The organism is Ochrobactrum sp. A-1, assembly GCF_022488005.1.
Lineage (GTDB): Bacteria > Pseudomonadota > Alphaproteobacteria > Rhizobiales > Rhizobiaceae > Brucella.
On sequence record NZ_JAKVQC010000002.1, the window covers coordinates 19,776 to 42,932 of the forward strand.

Genomic DNA, 23,157 nt, shown 5'->3' on the forward strand with positions numbered 1-23,157 from the left:
TCTCAATCTGTAGCAAGTCTGAGAATCGCATTTCCATGAATCAGTGTCAAGAGTCTTAAACGTCATTTTGGCGGGTGGTTTTCTTTTGCCTTTCGAAAGGTGAGAGGAAATGCAAATTCTGGAGACTGTAACGTCCACGCTTTGTGGACGAATGAGAACGTTTACCCAAAATTCTGGGCAAGAGAGCAAACACGACAGACCGGTAAACCGTTGGGAAATCTATAAGCAGCTCTGTTTGACCAAATCAGCATTCGGTCTCAATGATCGTTGCCTTGCCGTGCTCAGTTCACTTTTATCGTTCCTTCCCGTAGACGAGCTGCACGAGAAAAATGGCCTCGTCGTTTTTCCGTCAAATCGCCAACTTTCACTCCGGGCGCACGGCATGCCGGAATCAACTCTGCGCCGCCATCTGGCTTCCCTTGTCGAAGCCGGTATCATTGCACGCAAGGATAGTCCGACGCGTAAACGCTATGCTCATAAGGACAGGGAAGGACACATCGAGCTTGCCTTCGGCTTCTCCTTTGCACCCTTGCTTGCTCGAGCGCCCGAAATAGCGTCAATGGCCGACAAAACCCTTGCAGACCAGGCCGTCCTAAAACGTCTTCGCGACGAAGTATCGGTCTTACGAAGGGATATCGCATCAGTTTTTGCCGGAACGACCGAGACAACCGGCAAGGTTTCCCAAGATCTGGAACAGGAGTTTGTCCGCTTTCGAGAAATCGTCGACGCAATACCCCGTCGCGCGTCTCCGGCCGAATTGTCCGTAACCAGGGACCAACTCGCCGCCATCAGAGATCAACTTGCTATCTCGTTGAAAACAAAGGACATTGCTCCGGAAATGGGCGGCAGCGATGCTCAATTTGAGCGGCGCTATAATGAATCCCTGTCAGAATCCCTTTATAAAAATCAAAATATCAAAAAGATTGATTTGAACCCGCATTCTTCTCAAGCAAACGATTTGGCAAAATTTGAAAGAGAGAGCCCCATCAGGGTTACTTCAATGCTGTCACTTGATCAGGTTCTCCGAATATGTCCCGATATTCGCGAGTACGGAAAGAGCGGCATTAGCACGTGGCGCGAACTTCTCGATGCGTCCCGGATTGTTTCGGGATTTCTTGGCATTAGCCACTCGGCGTTTCGTGAGGCTGTTCATTTCATGGGAGCAGAGGCCGCTTCAACCGTTGTGGCGTGGATTCTCCAGAAACTTGCCTCTATCAATTCGCCCGGCGGATATCTGCGAACTTTGACGCAGAAGGCGAGGGGAGGGACCTTTTCAATCAGCCAGTTACTGTTTTCAGGCATGAAAGCAGTCGGAAATCTGGTCCACGCCGAACCGTGAACCCGCGGCACAATCGAAATTGTGGAGTATACGGCATATGGTCATAGTCCGTGTCACCCAGATTTCGAACTTGATAGGAGCGAGAACATTCGTGAGAGTGAGTGAATGTCGAAACCGCGAACCTCTATCTGCTTCCTGACAGCATTCGGCGTTTTGGCAGCTGTGCCCGCGTCAGCCCAGGAGCATCAGGAAACTGTGATCTTGTCCGTCTCACCCACGATGGTTCGGTGGGCCGAGGTCTACAAAGCTCAACCGGTACGCCCTGATGATCCTTACTATCACGTCCGCGTCATCGAGCGGCAAAAAGACTGGAACGTCTGGCAGTTCAATGAACTTGCTTCCCATATGGCTGTAACGGCTAAGGCGCTTGCAGCCAGTCGTATCAGCAAGAAGGCGATGACCTACAGTTACAAGGACGTGGAGATACGTAGCGCGTACCGCCGTTGGCTGGATGAGCCAGAAACACGCTCCGACGTTCCTGTCTGCAATAGGGATATCCTGAGCTACATCACACAGTTGCCAACGCAATAGACAAATAAACAAGGACCGTTCATGTTCAAGTTAATCTACTGCGCAGCTTTAATGGCATCAATTTGCGGACTTGCCGGAGCTGCAGATGCTGGCGGCATCGCCTTCGAAAACAAGCTGGCCAGTTGCGTGACGGTCAAGAACGAGCCTCCTGTTTCAAATGCGAATGCCATTACTGTGATAACCCGCTTTCAAATCCACAAGTCGATCGGTAACTGCGGATGCTTTTCGGCGCGGGCCACCTATACAAGCAGCATCGATATAGACGGTGTTCAAGAAGTGCTGCAGCAGGGCGTTCTTCTGATAGACGAGGATGCCGTGAAGACGCTCATAATTGCTAGTGAGGCGAGGCTGGCGGGCGATCGCAAAATCAAGGTCAAGCTGAATTGTGCAGGACCGACATAACCAACCGGTGTGGGATTTCCTGGCAGCATACTCCTCCGGTACAAGGCCGCGCCAATAGTGGGCAGTTCATTGAGCCATCCGTCTCATCGGTCTGAGGCTTTTCCCTCTGACGCGAGCAGATCTGGTCGAATTAGAAAAAAGGTAATGAGCAGCCAGGTTCCGGGAAGTTTTTGAATGAAATCCTGGTTTGAGCTGACCGTGCGAGTGACAAAAAGTAACCGATTGCGCTTCTAATCTCTTATCACCTGGAGTTTGTTTCGGCGATTTTTGATTAAAGGACCTACTCTTGAAGAGCACGGAATTTGCTACCACCCTGCGAGGGTATGCTGCGATCTGTGTACTGATATCACATTATTTCGGTGTTTATTGGGATAAGCAATCGGCGGTATCAGAACTCACTCGCGCACCCGTAATCGACGGGCTGAGCATGCCAACTTATCTGCTTTGGTTGCACCCGCATCGGTTTTTCGATTGGGGCCCATTAGGCATGGCATTATTCTTCCTGGTAAGCGGCTTCGTAATTCCTTACTCATTGGAAAAAGCATCGCGACTGCAATTTATTGTGGGTCGCCTGTTCCGCATCGTTCCACTGTATGCGGCGGGATTCTCCGTTACCCTTGCGTCAGTCAGAGGTGGCTCGGGAAATCTGCACAGCTCGGATAAGTGGAATTTCTGCCTGAGTTTGGCTTAGATGCCAGGAACAGGAGATACCATGACGAGACGACCGCGCCGGAACCATAGCCCGGCTTTCAAGGCAAAAGTGGCGCTTGCTGCGATCCGAGGTGAGCAGACACTGGTGGAATTATCTCAGCAGTTCGACGTGCATGCCAATCAGATCAAGCAGTGGAAAGACCAGCTCCTTGATGGGGCGACAGGCGTTTTCGGCGATGAAGCGAAGGCGGATCCGTCCGGACCGAGCATCGATGTTAAAACGCTTCACGCCAAGATCGGCGAACTGACCTTGGAGAACGATTTTTTTCCAGTGCGCTCGGCAAGGCGGGATTGCTGGGCGGAAAGAAATGATCGACCGCGAGCACAAGCTGTCGGTCGTGAGGCAGGCCAGGCTCCTCGGCTTCAGCAGTGGCAGCGTCTACTATTCGCCGCGTCCAGTATCTGATGGCGATCTTGCCCTGATGCGCCGGATCGACGAGCTGCATCTCGAATATCCGTTCGCGGGAAGTCGGATGTTGCAAGGGCTTTTGAAGGGAGAAGGCATGGAAACTGGGCGGCTGCACGTCGCCACGCTGATGAAGAAGATGGGTATCGAGGCGATCTATCGTCGCCCGAACACGTCAAAACCAGCGCCAGGTCACAAAATCTATCCCTACCTCCTGCGCAAGCTGGCGGTTACCAGACCCAATCAGGTATGGGCGATGGACCTGACCTATGGTGCGCCTCGCCCCAATCGGGGAGGCATATGACTGGAATGCAGAGAGAAAGGAGGATGCGAAGAACTGCCTGCCCTCTGCTGTAAGGGGGCATGAGCCCAAGCGGCGGTGACCTGCCGTCAACTGGCAGGGTGACGTAGCCCGCAGGTAAAGGGGATTGAGGCGAAGCCGTTACGCCAAGATGGTTCCCGAGGCTGAAGTATTGGAAGGTTGAGGAACACGAACTGGTTAACCCGCATCTGAGGGCTGAAAGGTCGCCTTCGCCTACACGGCTTAACAGGCGAAATGCTGATGATGGCGCCTGAGATGTATGCCAGCGTCATCCCAACACGGACGAATACGTAGGCTGTTCGTGGGAGCCATGGGGAGAATGCAGCCAGACCATGGCATCGGCATCGACTTGCGGAAAGCAAGGGAAAAGACTGCGACCGGCAGCCTCACCAATACGAAGACGTCCAGCATATGAACGAGGGAAGGCATGATGGAATGCCGATGTTCTGCGTCGCAAGGGAGTTGACCCTGATGTCCATCATGTTGGCGGAGTTCCCGTAGTAGTCCGCGGCAGGGAAAGCCTGCCACATGGCGAAGGGGAACAGTTCAAACTGCTTGAAGTGCAAATTACCTGACCGAACGAGGTGAAGACCTATGATAATCAGCGAAATGCAGCACAAGCTTGCAACATGGAGGGAAAGGACTCTTCGACAAACTCGCTCGAAGTATGCCCCACATCCCGCCAGCACGCCTTCGTATTCTTAAGTGAATCTTCGCCACCGCAGAAATTCGCTACATGAACAGACGCCACTTCACCTGGTGCTCGGTGCTTCGGCCAGTATTACCTTGATAGTATTTTCCCTCCACGCCTTCGTTGTGTCGCAGTCAAACTGGCCTGAGCGAAAGGAAACGGAAATGAAGGCGACATGCATAAACCAAATCCAATTGGCAGCGCGGTGGGGGATTAGCCATCGTACGCTTGAACGGTGGCGCTGGACCGGCGAGGGGCCGAAGTTCGTGAAACTCGGCGGCCGGGTGGTCTATCGCCTGTCCGACGTCGAGGAATACGAGCAGTCGATTATCCGATCCAGCACATCCGACCCTGGACAGGCTCAGCAAGCGGGCGCGTGACCATAGCTCCAGGATGGCGGTTGGCCGAGGGGCAACCAGCCGCCATGCCCGCCCTCTCCCTTGCTTGCAGACGCTACCAATTTCGATTGAACCCACACCGCTTCTCAGATAGCTTGATCGAAAATACAGAAACTGGGCCCGCCTAGTTTTGGGACGGATCATGTCGCTGGGAGTGCGTGGTGGGAACAGAGAAGGCTGATCTTCGGTGGGGCGTCGAGCGACGGCTCGAATTCATCGAGTTCCGCCTGTTTTGGGAGGAGCATGTGAATCGGGGCGATCTGATGGAAGCGTTCGGCGTGTCGGTGAATCAGGCATCCACCGACCTGAACCGTTACATCGGCATGGCTCCGGACAACATGGTCTACGACAAAAGTGCTCGAACCTACATCCGAGGCAGCAAGTTCGCCCCCCTGTTTCTGATGCCCGACGCCAGCCGTTATCTCTCTCAGCTTCGTTCCGTCGCCGACGGCATCCTCGACCGTTCTGACGTCTGGATCGGCCAGTTTCCATCCTACGACTCCGCGCCGACGCCAGTGCGGGGCGTCAACGCCAAAACGCTACGTTCGGTGGTCGCCGCAATTCGCCGATCAGACGCCATCGAGGTCAAATACCAGTCCCTGTCCCGGCCGGAGCCGCGCTGGCGCTGGATTGCGCCACACGCGATCGGGTTCGACGGTTTCCGCTGGCATACACGGGCTTTCTGTCTCACGGACCAGAGCTTCAAGGACTTCCTTCTCTCGCGGATCATCGAGACCCGTAACACCAAGCCGAGCGAGATCAGCGCTGAGGGGGATGCCGACTGGAACGAGCATGTCACTTTGGAGATCGGACCGCATCCTGAACTGTCTGAGACGCAGCAAAAGGTCATCGCGCTCGATTACGGATTGCGCAGCGGAAGGGCCACGATCCCGGTTCGCAAGGCGCTTCTCTACTACGCGCTGAAGCGGCTAGGTCTCGACACCGACCCATCTGCCCGCCGGCCGCAAGACCAGCAGATCGTACTCTTAAACAGAAGCGCGATCGGCCAAATGCGCCTCCTGCCCGCGTCGGGTTCTGACCATGGTTAGAACCCTAGAGTTCCAGCCGGGGGGCGCGATCAATTGATTACTGAATACCACGCAAAGCTATTTGCACTCGAGCTCAGCAAGCGGCACTCGGTTGCCGATGCCGAAAAGCTCGCTGGCGCTCTCTTGGACGCGCAAGTGGACCTGAACCCGCATCAGGTCGAGGCCGCCTTGTTCGCGTTCAAGTCGCCGCTGTCGAAGGGAGCTATTCTGGCCGACGAGGTTGGCCTTGGAAAAACCATCGAAGCCGGGCTGGTCTTGGCGCAGAAATGGACAGAGGGCAGGCGCCGTATCCTCGTCATTACTCCGGCAAATCTGCGTAAGCAGTGGTCGCAGGAAATCGAAGAAAAGTTCTTTCTGCCAACCCTGATCTTAGAGGCAAAGAACTACAATAAATTGGCCAAAGATGGTGCGCGGCGCCCATTCGAACAGAAGAGGCTCGTTATCTGCTCGTTCCAATTCGCCGCGCGACATGCCGACGAGCTGATGGTCATCCCGTGGGACCTGGTAGTCATCGACGAAGCTCACCGGCTTAGAAACGTCTATAGGCCCGACAACCGGATCGGCCGAGCACTGAAGGGCGCGCTTGCAAATGTTCCGAAGGTACTCCTGACGGCGACCCCGCTTCAGAACTCACTGATGGAGTTGTACGGTCTAGTCAGCCTGATCGATGACTACACATTCGGCGATGTGAAGAGCTTTCGAGCGCAATATGCGCGTTTGACCGGTGACGGCCAGTTTGAAGAGTTGAAGCATCGCCTTCAGCCGGTTTGCCACCGTACTCTGCGCCGACAGGTGTTGGAATACATCCGCTACACCAACCGGATACCCATCACCCAAGAGTTCGTTCCAAGCGAGGCGGAGCAGTCGCTCTACGACATGGTGTCGGGATACCTTCGGCGACCGTCTCTGCAGGCACTGCCGTCTAGCCAGCGGACGCTGATGACGCTAATCATGCGCAAGCTGTTGGCTTCTTCCACGTTCGCCATTGCCGGCGCCCTCGACTCCCTAGCCCGGAAGCTGGAACGCCAGCTCAAGGATGACACGAACCTTCGGGAGAAGCTCGAAGAAGAGCTGTCCGAGGACTACGAGGAATATGAAGAGGTCGCCGACGAATGGTCGGACAATGACGACGAGCCAGAGCTTCTTACGGCTGAAGATATTGGGGTCATCCAGCAGGAGATCGCAGACCTTCGCGAGTTCCGGGACCTTGCTGTCTCAATCTCCGAGAACGCCAAAGGTCAGGCGTTGTTAAGCGCGTTGAGAGCCGGCTTCGCCAAGACGCAAGAGCTTGGTGCAGCGCAGAAGGCCATCATTTTCACCGAGTCGCGCCGGACGCAGGAGTATCTGGTACGGCTGCTTTCGGAGAACGGGTACGCCGACAAGCTTGTGCTTTTCAACGGCTCCAACAGCGATCCTCAGTCGAAAGCTATCTACGAAAAATGGCTGCAGAAGCACAAGGGGTCTGATCGCGTCACTGGCTCCCGCACTGCCGACATTCGCGCCGCACTGGTGGAGCATTTCCGCGAACACGCGTCAATCATGATCGCAACCGAAGCCGCGGCCGAAGGCATCAACCTGCAATTTTGCTCCATCGTTGTGAACTACGACCTGCCGTGGAACCCTCAGCGAATTGAGCAACGGATCGGGCGCTGCCATCGGTATGGCCAGCTTTACGACGTGGTCGTGATTAACTTCCTCAACAAGAACAACGCGGCCGATCAGCGCGTCTACGAGCTTTTGGCCGAGAAGTTTCAGCTGTTCTCCGGCGTGTTCGGCGCTTCGGATGAGGTGCTCGGAGCCGTTGAGTCTGGCGTCGAATTCGAGAAGCGCATCGTCACCATCTACCAAAATTGTCGATCCACGGATGAGATCGAGACGGAGTTCGAGCGTCTACGCGCAGAGATGGACGAGAACATCAATGCTGCCATGGAGGATACGCGTCGGAAGTTGCTGGAGAACTTCGACGCTGAGGTCCATGACCGCCTCAAGTTCAATCTGGACAAGAGCAGAGAGTATATCGGGCGCTATGAGAGAATGTTGTGGGCCGTTACCCAGCATGAGCTGCGGCAGCACGCCAACTTCGATAATGAACACCTCACCTTCACCTTGAAGCGCGCGCCCGACGGCTTGGACATCCCGACCGGGGGCTACGGGATCGCCAAGAATGGCCTTAGCGAGCACAGATATCGCTTGGGGCACCCGCTCGCACAGCACGTGATTGCCAGGGCACGCGAGCGCAATCTGAACGGTGCAGCCCTCGTGTTCGATTATTCCGGATGGCCAGCCAAGGCGGTCAACATCGAGCCGTTAGTGGGGCAGTCAGGTATCCTCGCCGCACGATGGCTCAGCTTCTCCGGATTTGACGAGCAGGACCACATCCTGCTCGCGGCCAAGACGGATGATGGGCGCGATATCGACCCTGACATTGTTCGACGCCTGTTCGAGATGCCATGCCGACAAGCCGATGGCGAGATCGGGCATGATCGGGCGCGGCTGGATCCCATACTGGCGCAACGCGAACAGGACGTCATCGAGGCGCTGAAGCGGCAGAACGCCCAGTGGTTTTCCGAGGAAAGTCGGAAGCTGGAAAAATGGGCCGAGGACAAGGTATTTGCCGCCGAAAAGGAATTGCAGGACGCAAAGGCACGGATCCTTGAGCTCAAGCGCGAGGCGCGAACGGCCGAATCTCCCGAACAGCAGCATCGCATCCAGACGCAGATCCAGGAGCTGGAAAAGTCCAAGCGCCGGCTGCGCCAGCGAATCTTTGAGGTGGAGGACGAGATCATCGAGGAACGAGATCAGATGATCGCCGACCTGGAAGCCCGCCTTCAACAGGATATCAGCAAACAAGAGCTCTTCGCCGTCCGCTGGGCGGTCGCGTGAGCCAACAGAACGCAGGAGAAACCCGTCACATGCCGAGCGTCGAGAAACAACGAGAACGTCTGATCAGCCTGCTGAAGGAGCTGTTCCAGCTCGACCAGCCGGACCTGGACTTTGGCTTCTACCGCATCATGCATGCGAAAGCCGGTCAAGTGACCAAGTTTCTCGAGGAAGACCTGCTGGGCATCATCCGGGACGCATTCGGCGAGGCGGATGGCGCCCGGGTCGAGCAGGCGAAGGCCGCGTATGAGGCTGCCCGCCAGCAGGCGATCGAGTACGGCGCCCCCGATCCAGACGTGACTGAGCCCGTCAAGAAGGCCAAGGCGGCTTGGGATGCGGCCAAGGACAGCGGCAGCAACGAGGGCGACGTCTACGACCACCTCTACCGCTTCTTTGTGCGCTACTACGACAACGGCGATTTCATGAGCCGCCGCTACTTCGCGCGCGAGACGGATGGCAAGGCGGCCCCCTACGCCGTTCCCTATGACGGGCGTGAGGTCTACCTGCACTGGGCCAACCGCGACCAGTACTACATCAAGACATCCGAGTATCTGACCAACTTCACCTTCGATCCGACGCAGGCGAAGGAGTTCAGGGGCAAGCACGGCGCGCTGTTCGAGCAGAAGCCGCTCAAGGTCCACTGCCGGATTGTCTCGGCGTCCGAGGGCGAGCACAACAACGTCAAGGCGTCCGAGCAGACCGAACGCTATTTCATCATCCACGAGCCCGAGCCGGTGAAGATCGAGTCGGGCGACACCGGCGAGCCGGAGCTGGTGATCCAGTTCCAGTACCGCCCGGATCCCGAGAAGACAGGCCAGGAGGGAACGTGGCGCAAGAAGCGGCTTGCCGAGGCGGCGGACAAGGTGAAGGCGCTGCTGCCCGGTTTGGAGGGCGCAGGCGACTATGTGACCGCGCTGATGACCCCGGCGCCGACTGAGGCCGAGAAGGACCGGACGCTGCTGGAGAAGTATCTGGCCCAGTACACGGGCCGGAACACGATGGACTACTTCATCCACAAGGATCTGGGCGGGTTCCTGCGGCGAGAGCTCGACTTCTACATCAAGAACGAAGTCATGCGGCTGGACGACATCGAGTCCGCCGATGCGCCGCGGGTGGAAGCCTATCTGGCCAAGATCAAGGTGCTGCGCCGTGTCGCAAATCACCTGATTGATTTCCTCGCCCAGCTGGAGGACTTCCAGAAGAAGCTGTGGCTGAAGAAGAAGTTCGTCGTAGACACCCAGTACTGCATCACGCTCGATCGCATCCCCGAGGAATTCTACCCGGAGATCGCAGCCAACGAGGCGCAGCGGCAGGAGTGGGTAGATCTCTTTGCTATCGGGGAGGTCGATGGATATTCGTCGCCACTCACGACGGAGTTCCTGAAGTCAAACCGGCACCTCTCAATCGACACTGGCAAGTTCAGCCAGGATTTTTCGGACCGCCTAATATCTAGTATTCCCGATCTTGGAGAAGCGCTCTCCGGCGACGTCATTGATGCCGACAATATGGCGGGCATCGGATTGGCCCTCAGGCGATTCCGCAATCACGCGTCCTGTATCTATATCGACCCTCCATACAACAGCGCCGCATCGGAGATAATATACAAGAACTCTTACAAGCATTCCTCGTGGCTTTCCTTTCTTGCGTCCCGTGTTTCGCTGTCGAAAGGATTGCTTGGCGAGAGCGGTGTTTTCTTTGCCGCGATCGACGACAACGAAGCCGCCCGGCTCGAATTGTGCTGCCAGGATATCTTCGGAGAAGAAAACCATCTTGCGAATATCGCCATCCTGCATAACCCCAAAGGCAGAGACCAGGCCTTCATCGCGGCCGCACATGAATACACATTGATGTTCGCAAAGAACCGCCGCCTCGCAACCGTAAACAGGTTGAAGCTCGAGGCTGAGGAGATCGTCGCAAAGTACCCGAAAGAAGACGAAAGGGGACGCTATCGTGAGCTGCCGCTGAGGCGAAGGGGCTCCGCGCCGTTTCGTGAAGACAGGCCCTTCATGTATTATCCGTTCCTGTACAACAAGAATAACATGGAGTTCAAATTAATCGAAGAAGAAGAATACACGAAAATATATAGCAAGCGTAGATTTGACGATGAATTTGTCGAGGCGCTCAGGCGGAAATACGAGGCGCTTGGCTTCATTTTCATCCTGCCCATCAGGGAGGATGGAAGCTTGGGTCGGTGGCGCTGGGGCTTCGAGAAGTCGAAGACCGAATGCGGGCTCGGAACTTTCTTTCTTCGGGGGAAGGACGACCCGACGGTCTATGCGAAGGACTATGTAGACGACACCTATCTGCCGAAATCACTGTGGTTCGACACCCGGTACGATGCTTCCACGAAAGGAACGAATCTTCTGAAAGACATGTTGCCGGGAAACGCGTTCGACTATCCCAAAAGCATCTATGCCGTCGAGGATCTGGTCTATATGGGCAGCCCGGATCAGGGGCTCGTCGTCGACTATTTTGCGGGATCGGGCACAACCGCGCACTCGGTTATCAACCTGAATCGGAAGTATGGCAGCAAGAGGCGCTACTTGCTTATGGAGATGGGTCGCCACGCTAAAGAGGTTGTCGTGCCCCGAATCCGAAAGGCCGCTTACTCATCGACATGGAAGAACGGCGGCCCGGTAGAACGAGACAGCACGAGCCATGCGTTCAGATATCTCCGTCTTGAGACCTATGAAGATGCTCTCAACAATCTGTCCCTAAAAGCTCCGCAAGAAATGGCGGCAGCGGATCGCTTTTTCGCGCGCGACTACATGCTCCGCTACTGGCTCGACTTCGAGACCAAGGGCAGCCCGTCGCTCCTGAACATCGAATGGTTCGACGATCCGACCGCCTACAAGCTGAAAATCAAGAAGCCCGGTACGGACGAGTATGTTGAGAAGGCCGTTGACCTGGTCGAGACGTTCAACTGGCTGATCGGCCTGCATGTTGAGCATCTGGACCGCTGGCGCGGTTATGACGCCGCCTTCAAGCGCGAGGTCGATCCCGAGCTGCCGGACGACACGAACACCCGGCTGATGCTGGACGGCGCGCTGAAGGAGACGGACGACGGCACCTGGCGCTTCCGCAAGGTCGAGGGTTACACCCTGCGCACCCCCGGCGATCACAACGACCGCGAAAAGGCGCTGGTCGTCTGGCGCAAGCTGACCGGCGATCTCGAGCAGGACAACCTGATGCTGGACGAGTGGTTCCGGAAGTACCGCCTCTCCGCGCAAGACACCGAGTTCGACGTGATCTACGTGAACGGGTCCAACAACCTGCCCAACCTCCGCAAGGACGAGGAGACCTGGAAGGTGCGCCTGATCGAGGAAGCCTTCCACCAGGCGATGTGGGACGTGGAGGGCTGAGCGATGGCGAGAAAGCCCAAATCCAAGATCAAGCCGCTCCCCTTTGGCCACAAGCTAGTGCTCAACCAGTGGATCGTCAGCCTGTTCGGCTTCGATCCGCTGAAGGACCACAAGGACGGCAAGCGCACCCTGCGGCCGGTGCAGCCGCTGGCCAAGACGGTGAAGGACGCGCCCGAGGGCATGACGTCCGAGAACCTGCACCACTTCTACAAGGCGCTGGACGTCCATCTGCAGGCGGGCGCCGAAATCACGCGGGCCGACCTGCTGCGCTACGAGCACAACATCGTCAGCCACACGCTCGCGATCAACGAGAAGCGCGACCGGCCGATCGTCTGGAAGTACTACCAGTGGCTCTCGCTGCTGTTTGCCGAGATCTATCTCGACCGGTTCTTCGCAGACCGCGCCGCGCTGCTGGACGCGCTGAACGCCTATGTCGATGCATTCGACAAGTACTGGAGCGATGAGGGCTACGAGACGGGGATCACGCCCTACGAGCTCGATGACCTGAACAAGCTCTGCCTGCAGAACGCCACCGGCTCGGGGAAGACGTTGCTGATGCACGTCAACTTCCTGCAATTCCGGCACTACGCCTCGAAATCGCCACTTAAGCACGACCTGACGCGGACTGTGCTGATCACGCCGAACGAGCAGCTCTCTCTCCAGCACGCGCGCGAGATGAAGGGCAGCAACATCGTCGCGTCGCGCCTGCTGACGGATAGCGGCGACCTGCTGTCCTCGGGCAAGAACGGGCTGCGCCAGGTAGACTTCACCGAGGTGACCAAGCTCGGAGACACCGACGGGCCCAACGTCATCGCGACACGCAATCTCGGCGACCAGAACCTGCTGCTCGTCGACGAGGCCCATCGCGGGATGGGAAGCCAAGAAGAGCGCGGCTGGTTCCGAAGCCGCGCCCGCCTGTCGGAGAAGGGTTTCGTCTTCGAGTACTCGGCGACGTTGAAAGAGGCCGTTACGGCAGCGAAGCGCCCGGAAATCGAGGCATCCTACGCGAAGACGATCCTGTTCGACTATTCGTACCGGTACTTTTACGAGGACGGCTACGGCAAGGACTACCGCATCTTCAACCTTCCGCGGACCTTCTCCCAGCTTGAGTTCTCGTACCTGACTGCGTGCCTTCTGAGCTTCTACCAGCAGTTGAAGCTCTACGAGGACAAGCACGGCGTTTATGCGCCCTACAACATCGAGAAACCGCTCTGGGTTTTCGTCGGTTCCAGCGTGACCAAGGCCACCGGCTCCAAGGCCGAGAAGGCCACGGTTTCTGACGTAGGCAAGATCCTCGCCTTCATCGCGAAGTTCCTGAAGAGCGAGGGTGCGTCGGCCGCCGAGATTGAGCGGATCCTTACCGGCAACGCTCAGGAGACCGGTCTCCTCGACGAGAACGGCGGCGACATCTTCGCCGGGGGGGTCGTCTACCTTCAACAGCTCATGCTTCGGGAGGGCTGGAAGCCCGGCGACCTGTTCCGCGACATCCTCGAAAAGCTCTTTCAGAACCGGGCCGGTGGTGAGTTGTCGATTGCCCGGATCAAGGGCGACGAGAACGAGATCATGCTACGCGTCGGACAGGCCGAGAAGCCGTTCGGGCTCATCAACGTCGGCGACGCATCTGGCTTGGCGACCCATATTGCTGAGCAGGAGTTCGACAACGTCGCGGTCCTGGAATCCGAGTTTGCCGAGACGATGTTCGGGCAAATCAACCTCTCCAGTTCCCCGGTCAACCTGCTCATCGGTTCCAAACGCTTTGTCGAGGGCTGGGATTGCTGGCGCGTCAGCACCCTTGGTCTCATGCATGTCGGCAAGAGCGAAGGCGCGCAGATTATCCAGCTTTTCGGGCGCGGCGTCCGGCTAAAGGGGCATGACTGGTCGCTCCAGCGCAGCGGCTTCGCCACCCCCACTCATCAACCGGAACTCATACAGTACGTCGAGACCCTGAATGTCTTCGGGATCGAGGCCGACTTCATGGAGCGATTCCGAAAGTTCCTTGAAGAGGAAGAGCTGCCCCGCAACGATCAGAAGCAGGTCTTCACAGTTCCGCTGACGGTCACATACGACTTCGGGCAACGCCTCAAGGTGCTGCGCCCCCGAAAGAAGCGCGGTGACGGTCGCGAGTACGATTTCAAGAGGGACGGCGCTGTGCCGGCCCTGACGTTGATCCCAGAAAAGATACGCCAAAAGGGCGTCGCGATAGACTGGTATCCTCGGATCCAGTCTCTCGAGTCCAAGAAGGGCACCAAGCTGGGCACCAAGGAGGAGACCGTTTTCGAGGATGGTCACCTGGACTTCCTGGACTACGATGACCTTTTCTTCCGGCTTGAGAAATTCAAGCGTGAGCGCACCTGGCACAATCTCAACATTTCCAAGTCCATGATCAGGACGCTGCTCACTGACCGGACCTGGTACAAGGTCGTCGTGCCTTCGGGGAAGATGGAGTTCTCGGATTTTGGAAACGTTGCGCTTTGGCAGGAGATGGCGGCGGAACTCCTGCAGAGATTCTCGGAAGAATACTACAACTACTGCAAGGCGGCCTTTATCGAGCCACGCCTTGAGCTCCGTGAGATCGAGGCCGGCGACGGAAGCCTGCCTGAAGCGGACGAATACCAGCTAATCGTCGATGCCAGCGAAACAGCGCTCATTAATGACATCCAGAACCTCACCAGCGAGATATCCGCTCGAAAAGCCGGGGTGTTGCGTGCTGGCGACTTGAAAGGCTGCCTGTTTGGCACGCATCTCTACGAGCCCGTGCTTCATGCGGCCAAGGGAAGCAAAATCCAGATTGCGCCGGTTTCATTGAATGAGAGCGAATTCCAGTTCCTGGATGATCTGCGCCTCTTCATCGAAAAGGATCAAGCACGGCTGGCGGCGGAAGGAATTGAACTATTCTTGCTTCGCAATGAGAGCCGCGGGCGCGGAGTGGGCTTCTTTGAGGCAGGCAATTTCTATCCCGACTTCCTTCTATGGCTTGTGAAGGACGGCAGACAGCACTTGGCTTTCGTCGAGCCTCATGGCCTCCAGCATGAAGGCCCTGGCCACAAGAAGATCGAGTTCCATCAGGTCATCAAGGGCATCCAGGCAAGGCTCGCCAGTGAGAACGTTATACTGAACAGCTTTATCGTCACACCGACACGGTTCGGCAATCTGAACTGGGGCAAGACGATCCATGAATTAGAGGATATGCATGTGCTGTTCATGGAGGATCAAAAAGACACCTATGTCGCCTCAATAATAAATCGAATGGCGGCATAGATGGAGTTTTTGCGATGTCGGCAATTTCAAGCGTGAGACCTAGCTGGTTTGTCGGTGCCGCGTACAATCGCACCGAGGACCAGACGCCTCGATTTCTCGCCGAGGGTATCTGGGAAAACGGCTACGAGGACGGGAAGTACGGCGATCTCGTGTGCTCGATGCGACCGGGCGACAGGATCGCGATCAAGTCGTCCTATACTCGCAAGCGAGAACTGCCGTTCGACAACCGCAGCGCCACTGTCTCAGTGATGGCCATAAAGGCGGTCGGCACGATCACTGCCAATCTAGACGATGGCAAGCGTGTTCAGGTCAACTGGACGCCCGTATCGCCGCCCCGTGAATGGTACTTCTACACAAACCGCGCCACGGTTTGGCGGGTCGCGCCGGGCGGCTGGATGGAGGATGGCCTCCTCGCCTTCACATTCGACGGCCAGCAGCAGGACCTCGACCGGTTCCGGAATGAACCGTTCTGGCGGGAGCGGTTCGGCGACGCGGACGGCGAGTAGCGTTTCTGCTGGACATCTTTCTACAGCGCCGTTGCGGCAAAGATCCTGGACTACCGGGCAGACCGCAAACCCCTGATCGAAGGCCTCCATGCAATCGCGCAAGAGATGGCGAGGCTATCAAACGTCATTACGGCCTCATCAGGAGATGAGGCCGTATAACAGTCTGGGCTGATCAGCCTACCGGCATGTAGAGGTCACCGCCCTCCCGGTATTTCTGCGCCATTGCAGCCATGCCCTCTTTCTGTGCTTCAGCACGGATGTCATGCGAAATTCGCATCGAGCAGAATTTCGGCCCGCACATTGAGCAGAAATGTGCGACTTTATGTGCCTCTTTTGGCAAGGTCTCGTCGTGAAAAGCTTGCGCTGTTTCAGGATCAAGAGACAAATTGAACTGGTCTTCCCAGCGGAACTCGAATCTGGCCCGAGAAAGGGCATCGTCACGAATTTTCGCGGCCGGATGCCCTTTGGCCAGATCTGCGGCATGAGCTGCAATCTTGTAGGTGATAACCCCAGTTTTCACATCGTCGCGATCAGGCAGGCCCAGATGCTCCTTGGGTGTAACATAGCAAAGCATCGCCGTGCCAAACCAGCCGATCATTGCAGCCCCGATGCCGCTGGTGATGTGATCATAGCCTGGTGCAATATCGGTTGTCAGCGGCCCAAGCGTATAAAACGGCGCCTCGCCGCAAACGGCAAGCTGCCTGTCCATATTCTCCTTGATCTTGTGCATCGGCACATGACCTGGCCCTTCGATGATGACCTGACAATCCTTCGCCAAGGCGATTTTAGTTAGCTCACCCAGTGTCTCCAGTTCAGCAAATTGTGCAGCGTCATTCGCATCGGCAATCGAGCCGGGACGCAAGCCGTCACCAAGGCTGAAGCTGACATCATAGGCGCGCATGATGTCACAAATGTCCTCGAAGTGTTCATAAAGGAAGCTTTCCCGGTGGTGATGGAGGCACCATTTTGCCATGATCGAGCCGCCACGTGACACGATGCCGGTCACGCGTTCAATCGTCAACGGGATCATATGCAGTCGCACCCCGGCATGGATCGTGAAATAGTCCACCCCCTGTTCGGCCTGCTCGATCAGCGTGTCGCGAAACACCTCCCAGGACAAGTTCTCGGCGATACCACCGACCTTCTCCAGTGCCTGGTAGATCGGGACGGTGCCAATCGGAACGGGCGAATTACGGATGATCCATTCGCGGATATTATGGATATTTCGCCCCGTAGACAGGTCCATCACCGTATCCGCACCCCAGCGTGTCGCCCAAACCATCTTCTCGACCTCATCAGCCATCGAAGATGTTACCGCCGAATTGCCGATATTGGCGTTGATCTTGACCAGAAAATTGCGGCCGATAATCATTGGTTCGGCCTCGGGATGATTGATGTTGGATGGGATGACCGCCCGTCCACGTGCCACTTCATCGCGCACGAATTCTGGCGTGACGAAATCGGGAATAGATGCACCAAAATCCTGACCGTCTCGCGCCAGTGCTTCCCGCTCAGCCTTGCGGCCAAGATTTTCACGGATAGCGATAAACTCCATCTCGGGTGTAACGATGCCTGCCCTGGCATAGGCAAGCTGAGTGACGGCCTTGCCACCAGATGCCCGCAAGGGCCGGTGCCGGGTAGGGAATTCAGGTGCCAGCCGGTCGCCGGAAACAAAGCCGTTATCCTCGGGCTTGACCTGTCTCCCGTCGTAAGTTTCAACATCGCCTCGCGCCATGATCCAGCTTTCACGCAAACGCGGCAGGCCACGCTCAATAGCGATCTCGACACCGGGATCGGTATAAGGACCGGAGGAGTCATATACTGTCACCGGTGGTTCGCCGGCGCTGGGATGCAGGGCAATCTCGCGCATGGGCACGCGTATATCTGGATACAGCACACCGGGCTTGAAGACCTTAGACGAAGCAGGCAGCGGTCCGGTCGTAACTGTCGGGATTTGTTTGGACGTCATTTCGAGGTTCCTCGTGTCGTGGTTATGGAGACCAGCGCTGACGAGAGGAAATGCATGCCCGATTCCCGTATGCGGCCGAGAAGGCATCAGCACCGTCCCTACGCCAGCATGAACTGGATCAGGTTCATAGGGTCACTGCGCTGCCTTGCGGCCCAGCAGAATCTCAGCCCCTTGACGGGACACCCCTGGTGGAAATCTCAGATTACCCAACGCTGTCTGAGTCGTCAATTACACATGGTTCACTCGTTAACTGTGCGCATAAGCTATAAAAAGCCGGCTGTTTTGATATCATGCTGACTTTATAAAATCGCATGACTCCAGGCACAGGGTCAGAGAGCTAACCTGAAAACAACCCCTCTCGCTGAAGCTCTTCGGCATTTAGATTCAAGTGAGTAAATAGAAAAACGAAATTAGCTTCGTAGAGTGTTAAGTCACCCCCTCAATCACCCTGCGTACATCTTTCACGGCACACACGATCTGGCGCCGCAACAGCAGCGCGATGGTGAGCCCTCCAAGGGCAAGTGCACTGATCGCGACGACGGTCTGCCAGTCCATGCCGGTGAGAGCTGCAAGGCCTGCACCACCCGAGCCAAAGATGGTGGTGATCCAACTCCACTGATCGGTGCGCTTGCGGATTTCAGCTTCGACGGTGATCGGCACGACCGGCTTGTCGATTTCCCGTTCCACCAGGATTTCACGGACAGGCTGGGTATCATGGTGGCGCTTCTTTACCTGAGCCAAGATCTGGCGCACCCGGTCTGGGTTCACAGCGGCGTTCTGGCCGGCATAAGCACCTTTGCCGGAGGTGGTCGGGAGCGAGGCCCACTCGCGTGCGAGATTGTTGATGAGTGTATCTTGGGAAAGTCGCCCTGCGAGATACTTGTCGATACCACGCAGGCCGAGCAGATAGCAGGCGCATCGATCCTGCATGGCGGCGTCGAACAGGGCGGACGTTGGTAGACCAAGCGTCTTGCGGATGGTGCGCACCATCTGATAGCGACCGAGGGCTGACGAGTTGAAGCGGTTCTTGGGATGTTCAGCATGCGGGTTTGCAGAGCATCAATTTCTTGTAGTGTCATGTTGACGAGATTGACGTCGCCGCCAGTGAAGGCACCGTAGGCCAGCGTCTCGTTATAGCCACGCTTCCTGTCCGTGCCCTCGGCAAAGCCGATCAGATCGAGCAACGGACGATAGACATGATACTTGTCTGGTGCAGCCGGGATCGCCGCGCCGGAGAGCACGTTGGTGGTCATGATGATGATCCTTTCGCGAGATTGCCGAGCGATGACACAATGCGCGCGTCAGGTCGCCACGCCGGATTCGCACAGCATGGTGATGAAGCGGCCGCGCCGCTCCATGTCGGCGGCGGTGCGAATGTTGTAGACGGTGCCTGAACGTGTCTCGATCAGCCGCCAGGCGGCGTTGATGGTTGCGGTTTCGGCATCGTAGCGCACGATGATCAGGGCTGGCTGGACGCTTTGCAGGCGCGAGGCGATGACGGTCTCGCCGCCTTTCGATGGAAGGATGCAGGCATCGCGCTCGAACTGTGGGACCCACGGCCGTAGGTGTTGCCGTAGCCGTCATCGACTTCCTCGCGCTTTTCGAGGCTGACGCGGTCGCGCAGGGCATTGGCGGTGATCCTGGCCATCAGAGCGGAATTTTTCGGTAGGGCGCGATCAAGGCATGAACGGTGCGCTCGATGGAGACGTCGATCTCGGTGTCAGCGCCATCGAACAGGCGCTGGACGATCAGCAGGATGGCCTGGCGGATGGGCTCGGGCACATCGGCCGCCGCGTCATAACCGGCGGTAAAGGTGACGGAGACAGCGTCAGCGCGACGGAAGGTGGCCGGCCAGGATTGTCCCGGCCGCAGGGTGATATAAGCGCCGCGCGCGTCAGCAAGCAGATCGTAGACGCCGGCATCCAGCGTCTGCTGCACATTGCCGACATCGAAATAGCTGATGCTGGCAATGGCAATTACCGGCGATATTGGCAAAGCCAGGTGATCGGCAAAGCCGACAAAATCCTGCCGCCAGGTTTGCGTCACCAGCGCCCGGCCGAGAATGCCGGCATAACCGTCGAGGCATGCGGTCGCGGCCCTGATCTGGGCAGTGATCAGGTCGTCCTGGTCGTCGTGTTCGACACGCAGATGGGCTTTAGCCTCGGCCAGCGACACCGGCATGTTGACCGGGGCGACTGTGCGAACGGGTGCGGGCACGTTTTGCGATCCATATAATAAAGAAAAGCGACCAGCCGTTCGGGCGAGTGATGGGCTGATCGCTTCAATGATGTCAGGCGATTGGCGCGTCGTGGGGATGGCCGAGCGCAAAAACCGCACCGGCGGCAATCGACGTGCCGGAGGTCTTGGTGATGACGGCGCGGATATAGCGCTTCGTGCCCTTGTAGCCCTGCTTGTAGACCGTGTTGGCCGCAAGCTCTGCCGGCAGGGTTCCAAGCAGATCGCCGGCTGCCACATCGACAAAATCGCCATCCGTGGTCGTGTTGCTCTCCTGGATGGCGACGACGAAGAGGCCATCGCCGGCAATCGCGCCGGTATTGATGATCAGGGTAGCGGAGTTGACGCCCTGCAGATCGGCATGGCTGCCCTTGGTGGTGGCCGTGACCACGGCGGGAACCAGAGATGCAACGAGGCCGAGGCCGGAGATACCGTCCTTCATGACAAAAGTCCTTTCGATGAATGGGATTAGAAGCGGGTGACCGTCCTTTGACAGTGTGATGGCCGCCTGCCGCTGGATCACGCCGATAATCAGGTGCTGATCTTCAGCAGCTTCAGGGCTTCGAAGTTCACGATGCCACCGCCGACACGCTTGGTCGTGTAGAACAGGACGTTGGGCTTGGAGGTGAACGGATCACGCAGCAACCGGATGCCGATGCGGTCGACGATCAGGTAGGAGCGGCTGAAGTCGCCAAAAGCGATGGGGAATTCGCTGGCAGCAACCGCCGGCATGTTGTCGTCGTGACCTTGCCCCCAAGTTTTATCCAGTTTTGAGTTCGCTCCAGCGGTTTTGGGTTGCTGTATTCGAGGCGGTAGCGGCGGGTTGCGGTGCGGAGCCATCCCGGCTGCGCAGCACCGCATCACGTCGCGGGTTGATTGTCTGAGCGAACTCGGCAGGTGTCAGCCAGCCGAGGCCGGAATGCGGTCGATGATCGTTGTAATCGCTGCGCCAGTTTGAAAGTGCTGATCGAGTGTGGGTCAGTGATGAGAAGAGCGTTTCATTCAGAAACTCGTCTCGCAGCCGCCCATTGAAGCTTTCGATGAAGGCGTTCTGGATCGGCTTACCCGGCGCGATGTAGTGCCAGTCCACCTTAGCCCGGTCCGTCCACTGCAGGATCGCATTGCTGGTGAATTCGCTGCCATTGTCGCTGACGATCATCTTCGGCTTGCCGCGCTCCTCGATGATCCGATCCAGCTCACGCGCAACCCGCAGGCCGGAAAGTGACGTATCAGCGACGAGGCCCAGGCATTCCCTGGTGCAATCGTCGACCATGGTCAGCACCCGGAACCTGCGACCATCAGTGAGCTGATCCGACACGAAGTCCAGTGACCAGCGATCATTGGCGGCAAGCGGGATCAACATCGGTGCGCGTGTGCCGATTGCTCGTTTCCGACCGCCGCGATTGCGCACCGTCAGCTTCTCTTCCCGATAAAGCCGGAAGAGCCGCTTGTGGTTCACAAGGTGACCCTCACGCCTGAGCAGCACATGAAGGCGTCGATATCCGAAACGGCGGCGTTCATGCGCCAGCGCCTTCATCCGCTCGCGAAGGTCATGGTCGTCGAAGCGCCTGGTTTCGTAACGGATCGTCATCCGGCAAAAGCCGATGGCTTTACACGCCCGCCGTTCGCTCATCTGGTGGCGATCCATCAGATGAGCAACAGCCTTCCGCCTTGCTGCGGGCGTCACCACTTCTTTCCCAAAAGGTCTTTCAAAGCGGCGTTGTCGAGCATGGCGTCTGCCAGGAGCCGTTTCAGCTTCGTGTTCTCGTCCTCCAGCGTCTTCAGCCGCTTGGCTTCCGACACGTCCATGCCGCCAAACTTCGCTTTCCATTTATAGATGCTGGCATCACTGACGCCGTGCTTGCGGCAAAGCTCCGACACCGGCGTGCCCGCCTCGTGCTCCTTCAGAATGCCGATAATCTGTTCGTCCGTAAAACGGTTGCGCTTCATTCTCTGGTCCTCTCAATGGGCCAGAGCTTACTTCAAAATGGATTACTTCAACGGGGCAAGGTCAGGCGGTGTAAACGGGCTTGCCAAGAATGGTGGCAACTTCCGCCGCACCCGACGGCGGTGCCCTCCACTTCCGATGGCTCGCGGATTTGTCTATCTCTGCGCCGTCGTGGACTGGTTCAGCCGTCGCGTTCTGTCGTGGCGATTATCGATCACGATGGAGGCGGACTTCTGTATCGAAGCGGTCGAGGAAGCGCTGGCTCGCTATGGAAAGCCGGACATATTCAACACCGACCAGGGATCGCAGTTCACATCCATCGACTTCACGGCGGTGCTGAAGAAAGCTGAGATTGCGATCTCGATGGACGGCAAGGGCGCGTGGCGGGACAATGTCTTCGTCGAACGGCTTTGGTGGTCGATCAAATACGAAGAGGTCTACCTCCACGCCTACAAGACCGTGTCCGAGGCCCGCGCGGGGATCGGTCGTTATCTGAACTTTTACAATACTCGACGTCCACATTCATCTCTTGACCGGCAGACGCCGGATCAGGCTTACTTCAACGCGCCGGCACCGATGATGGTGGCGGCATAATCGAGGCGGAAATCCACTTAACGAGACGCCCGAAACTGTTCAAACAAACCGAGCCAACTCTGAGGGGAACATTCTGGATGTACCACAAAATGTCGGAGAATTTGCCCAACGGCGAACCGGGTCCATCGGTGACTGAAAAGTAAGTGTGAAATCCAGTAACTAAAAGTGGGACATGCTCAAGAAAAAGTATAATGACGCATGTTTTCGGCCCAAGTTTTTTTAAGTTGTGGAGATAAAATCCGTAGACTTAAGTGCCTTCGGCACCACGCTAAAAACGGGCACTGGAAGAGTACAAAAGCGCCGCCTAACCAAGGCAGTGCATGTTGAAACGGGAACTTAGCGGTGCCTGATGTGATCGCGTAATTCAGGAAATATATAGCGCTGGTTTGCGTCACGGAATCCTCCGCGATCAAATGCTAAGATATTGTCCGCTTCATAACGCGCGTCTCTCCTGGCAGTATTATAAATTGATAAACGACACCCAGCCTGGGAACCTCGACTCACTGGCTATTTAAGTAAGTTGAGCATTGGCCGACCAAAGGTATGCTTTATCGCT

18 protein-coding genes, 3 pseudogenes and 1 riboswitch are annotated in these 23,157 nt (G+C 57.0%); of the genes and pseudogenes, 12 read left to right on the forward strand and 9 right to left on the reverse strand.

All coding sequences use genetic code 11. The features are described 5' to 3' along the window. Positions 1 to 109: 109 nt before the first annotated feature. The 11 genes and pseudogenes from repC to MKS82_RS00930 all read left to right on the forward strand — a co-directional run bounded on the left by repC (position 110) and on the right by MKS82_RS00930 (position 15,855). Complete coding sequence (repC, locus tag MKS82_RS00880) at positions 110 to 1,339, forward strand: plasmid replication protein RepC (protein ID WP_196108484.1); 1,230 nt, start codon at positions 110 to 112, stop codon at positions 1,337 to 1,339. Between the two features lie 105 nt (positions 1,340 to 1,444). Next, positions 1,445 to 1,870, forward strand: coding sequence for a DUF5086 family protein (locus tag MKS82_RS00885; protein WP_196108483.1), 426 nt, complete (start codon positions 1,445 to 1,447; stop codon positions 1,868 to 1,870). Positions 1,871 to 1,891: 21 nt separating this feature from the next. Beyond that, positions 1,892 to 2,272: a DUF2195 family protein gene (locus MKS82_RS00890; protein ID WP_196108482.1), complete on the forward strand. Its 381-nt coding sequence runs from the start codon at positions 1,892 to 1,894 to the stop codon at positions 2,270 to 2,272. 286 nt (positions 2,273 to 2,558) lie between these two features. Then, on the forward strand, positions 2,559 to 2,963 hold the full coding sequence (locus MKS82_RS00895) for an acyltransferase family protein (RefSeq protein WP_196108481.1): 405 nt from the start codon (positions 2,559 to 2,561) through the stop codon (positions 2,961 to 2,963). Positions 2,964 to 2,984: 21 nt separating this feature from the next. Beyond that, a pseudogene (locus MKS82_RS00900) lies at positions 2,985 to 3,660 on the forward strand (IS3 family transposase); the annotation flags it as partial. Positions 3,661 to 4,566: 906 nt separating this feature from the next. Then, positions 4,567 to 4,782 carry a helix-turn-helix domain-containing protein gene (locus MKS82_RS00905; RefSeq protein ID WP_196108480.1) on the forward strand — a complete coding sequence of 72 codons (216 nt, stop codon included), beginning with the start codon at positions 4,567 to 4,569 and terminating at the stop codon, positions 4,780 to 4,782. Between the two features lie 179 nt (positions 4,783 to 4,961). After that, positions 4,962 to 5,849: a WYL domain-containing protein gene (locus tag MKS82_RS00910; RefSeq protein ID WP_196108479.1), complete on the forward strand. Its 888-nt coding sequence runs from the start codon at positions 4,962 to 4,964 to the stop codon at positions 5,847 to 5,849. A 33-nt stretch (positions 5,850 to 5,882) separates the two neighbouring features. Further along, positions 5,883 to 8,732, forward strand: coding sequence for an SNF2-related protein (locus tag MKS82_RS00915; RefSeq protein WP_196108478.1), 2,850 nt, complete (start codon positions 5,883 to 5,885; stop codon positions 8,730 to 8,732). A 29-nt stretch (positions 8,733 to 8,761) separates the two neighbouring features. Next, positions 8,762 to 12,091, forward strand: a complete 3,330-nt coding sequence (locus MKS82_RS00920) for a site-specific DNA-methyltransferase (protein ID WP_196108477.1) — start codon at positions 8,762 to 8,764, stop codon at positions 12,089 to 12,091. A gap of 3 nt (positions 12,092 to 12,094) precedes the next feature. Further along, positions 12,095 to 15,349: a DEAD/DEAH box helicase family protein gene (locus MKS82_RS00925; protein WP_196108476.1), complete on the forward strand. Its 3,255-nt coding sequence runs from the start codon at positions 12,095 to 12,097 to the stop codon at positions 15,347 to 15,349. Between the two features lie 32 nt (positions 15,350 to 15,381). Further along, the gene (locus MKS82_RS00930) at positions 15,382 to 15,855 is read left to right on the forward strand and encodes a hypothetical protein (protein WP_196108475.1); all 474 of its coding nucleotides are present in this window, start codon (positions 15,382 to 15,384) and stop codon (positions 15,853 to 15,855) included. A 172-nt stretch (positions 15,856 to 16,027) separates the two neighbouring features. On the opposite strand, the gene thiC is transcribed toward MKS82_RS00930, so the two are convergent. The 9 genes and pseudogenes from thiC to MKS82_RS00975 all read right to left on the reverse strand — a co-directional run. After that, positions 16,028 to 17,824 (reverse strand): phosphomethylpyrimidine synthase ThiC, encoded by a 1,797-nt coding sequence (gene thiC, locus MKS82_RS00935; RefSeq protein ID WP_196108474.1) that lies wholly within the window; start codon positions 17,822 to 17,824, stop codon positions 16,028 to 16,030. 77 nt (positions 17,825 to 17,901) lie between these two features. Further along, positions 17,902 to 18,021: riboswitch (TPP riboswitch) on the reverse strand. A 229-nt stretch (positions 18,022 to 18,250) separates the two neighbouring features. Next, the gene (locus MKS82_RS00940; RefSeq protein ID WP_240578249.1) at positions 18,251 to 18,754 is read right to left on the reverse strand and encodes a hypothetical protein; all 504 of its coding nucleotides are present in this window, start codon (positions 18,752 to 18,754) and stop codon (positions 18,251 to 18,253) included. A 371-nt stretch (positions 18,755 to 19,125) separates the two neighbouring features. Beyond that, positions 19,126 to 19,350, reverse strand: a complete 225-nt coding sequence (locus tag MKS82_RS00945; protein ID WP_240578281.1) for a phage head closure protein — start codon at positions 19,348 to 19,350, stop codon at positions 19,126 to 19,128. Continuing rightward, on the reverse strand, positions 19,284 to 19,472 hold the full coding sequence (locus MKS82_RS00950; RefSeq protein WP_240578250.1) for a hypothetical protein: 189 nt from the start codon (positions 19,470 to 19,472) through the stop codon (positions 19,284 to 19,286). Before MKS82_RS00950 ends, MKS82_RS00945 begins: the two co-directional genes overlap by 67 nt. Continuing rightward, positions 19,472 to 20,041, reverse strand: coding sequence for a head-tail connector protein (locus MKS82_RS00955; RefSeq protein ID WP_240578251.1), 570 nt, complete (start codon positions 20,039 to 20,041; stop codon positions 19,472 to 19,474). The genes MKS82_RS00950 and MKS82_RS00955 overlap by 1 nt, the downstream gene beginning before the upstream one ends. Before the next feature lie 73 nt (positions 20,042 to 20,114). Further along, a complete protein-coding gene (locus MKS82_RS00960) occupies positions 20,115 to 20,501 on the reverse strand; it encodes a hypothetical protein (protein WP_196108471.1) in 387 nt (128 codons plus the stop codon). Between the two features lie 89 nt (positions 20,502 to 20,590). Beyond that, complete coding sequence (locus tag MKS82_RS00965; protein WP_445558049.1) at positions 20,591 to 20,791, reverse strand: phage major capsid protein; 201 nt, start codon at positions 20,789 to 20,791, stop codon at positions 20,591 to 20,593. Between the two features lie 28 nt (positions 20,792 to 20,819). Next, positions 20,820 to 21,890 carry an IS3 family transposase gene (locus MKS82_RS00970; RefSeq protein WP_240578252.1) on the reverse strand — a complete coding sequence of 357 codons (1,071 nt, stop codon included), beginning with the start codon at positions 21,888 to 21,890 and terminating at the stop codon, positions 20,820 to 20,822. After that, a pseudogene (locus MKS82_RS00975) lies at positions 21,857 to 22,009 on the reverse strand (transposase); the annotation flags it as partial. The pseudogene MKS82_RS00975 and the gene MKS82_RS00970, both read right to left, overlap by 34 nt. A 130-nt stretch (positions 22,010 to 22,139) precedes the next feature. On the opposite strand from MKS82_RS00975, the pseudogene MKS82_RS00980 reads away from it, so the two are divergent. After that, positions 22,140 to 22,601: pseudogene (locus tag MKS82_RS00980) on the forward strand (transposase); the annotation flags it as partial. Between the last annotated feature and the right edge of the window lie 556 nt (positions 22,602 to 23,157).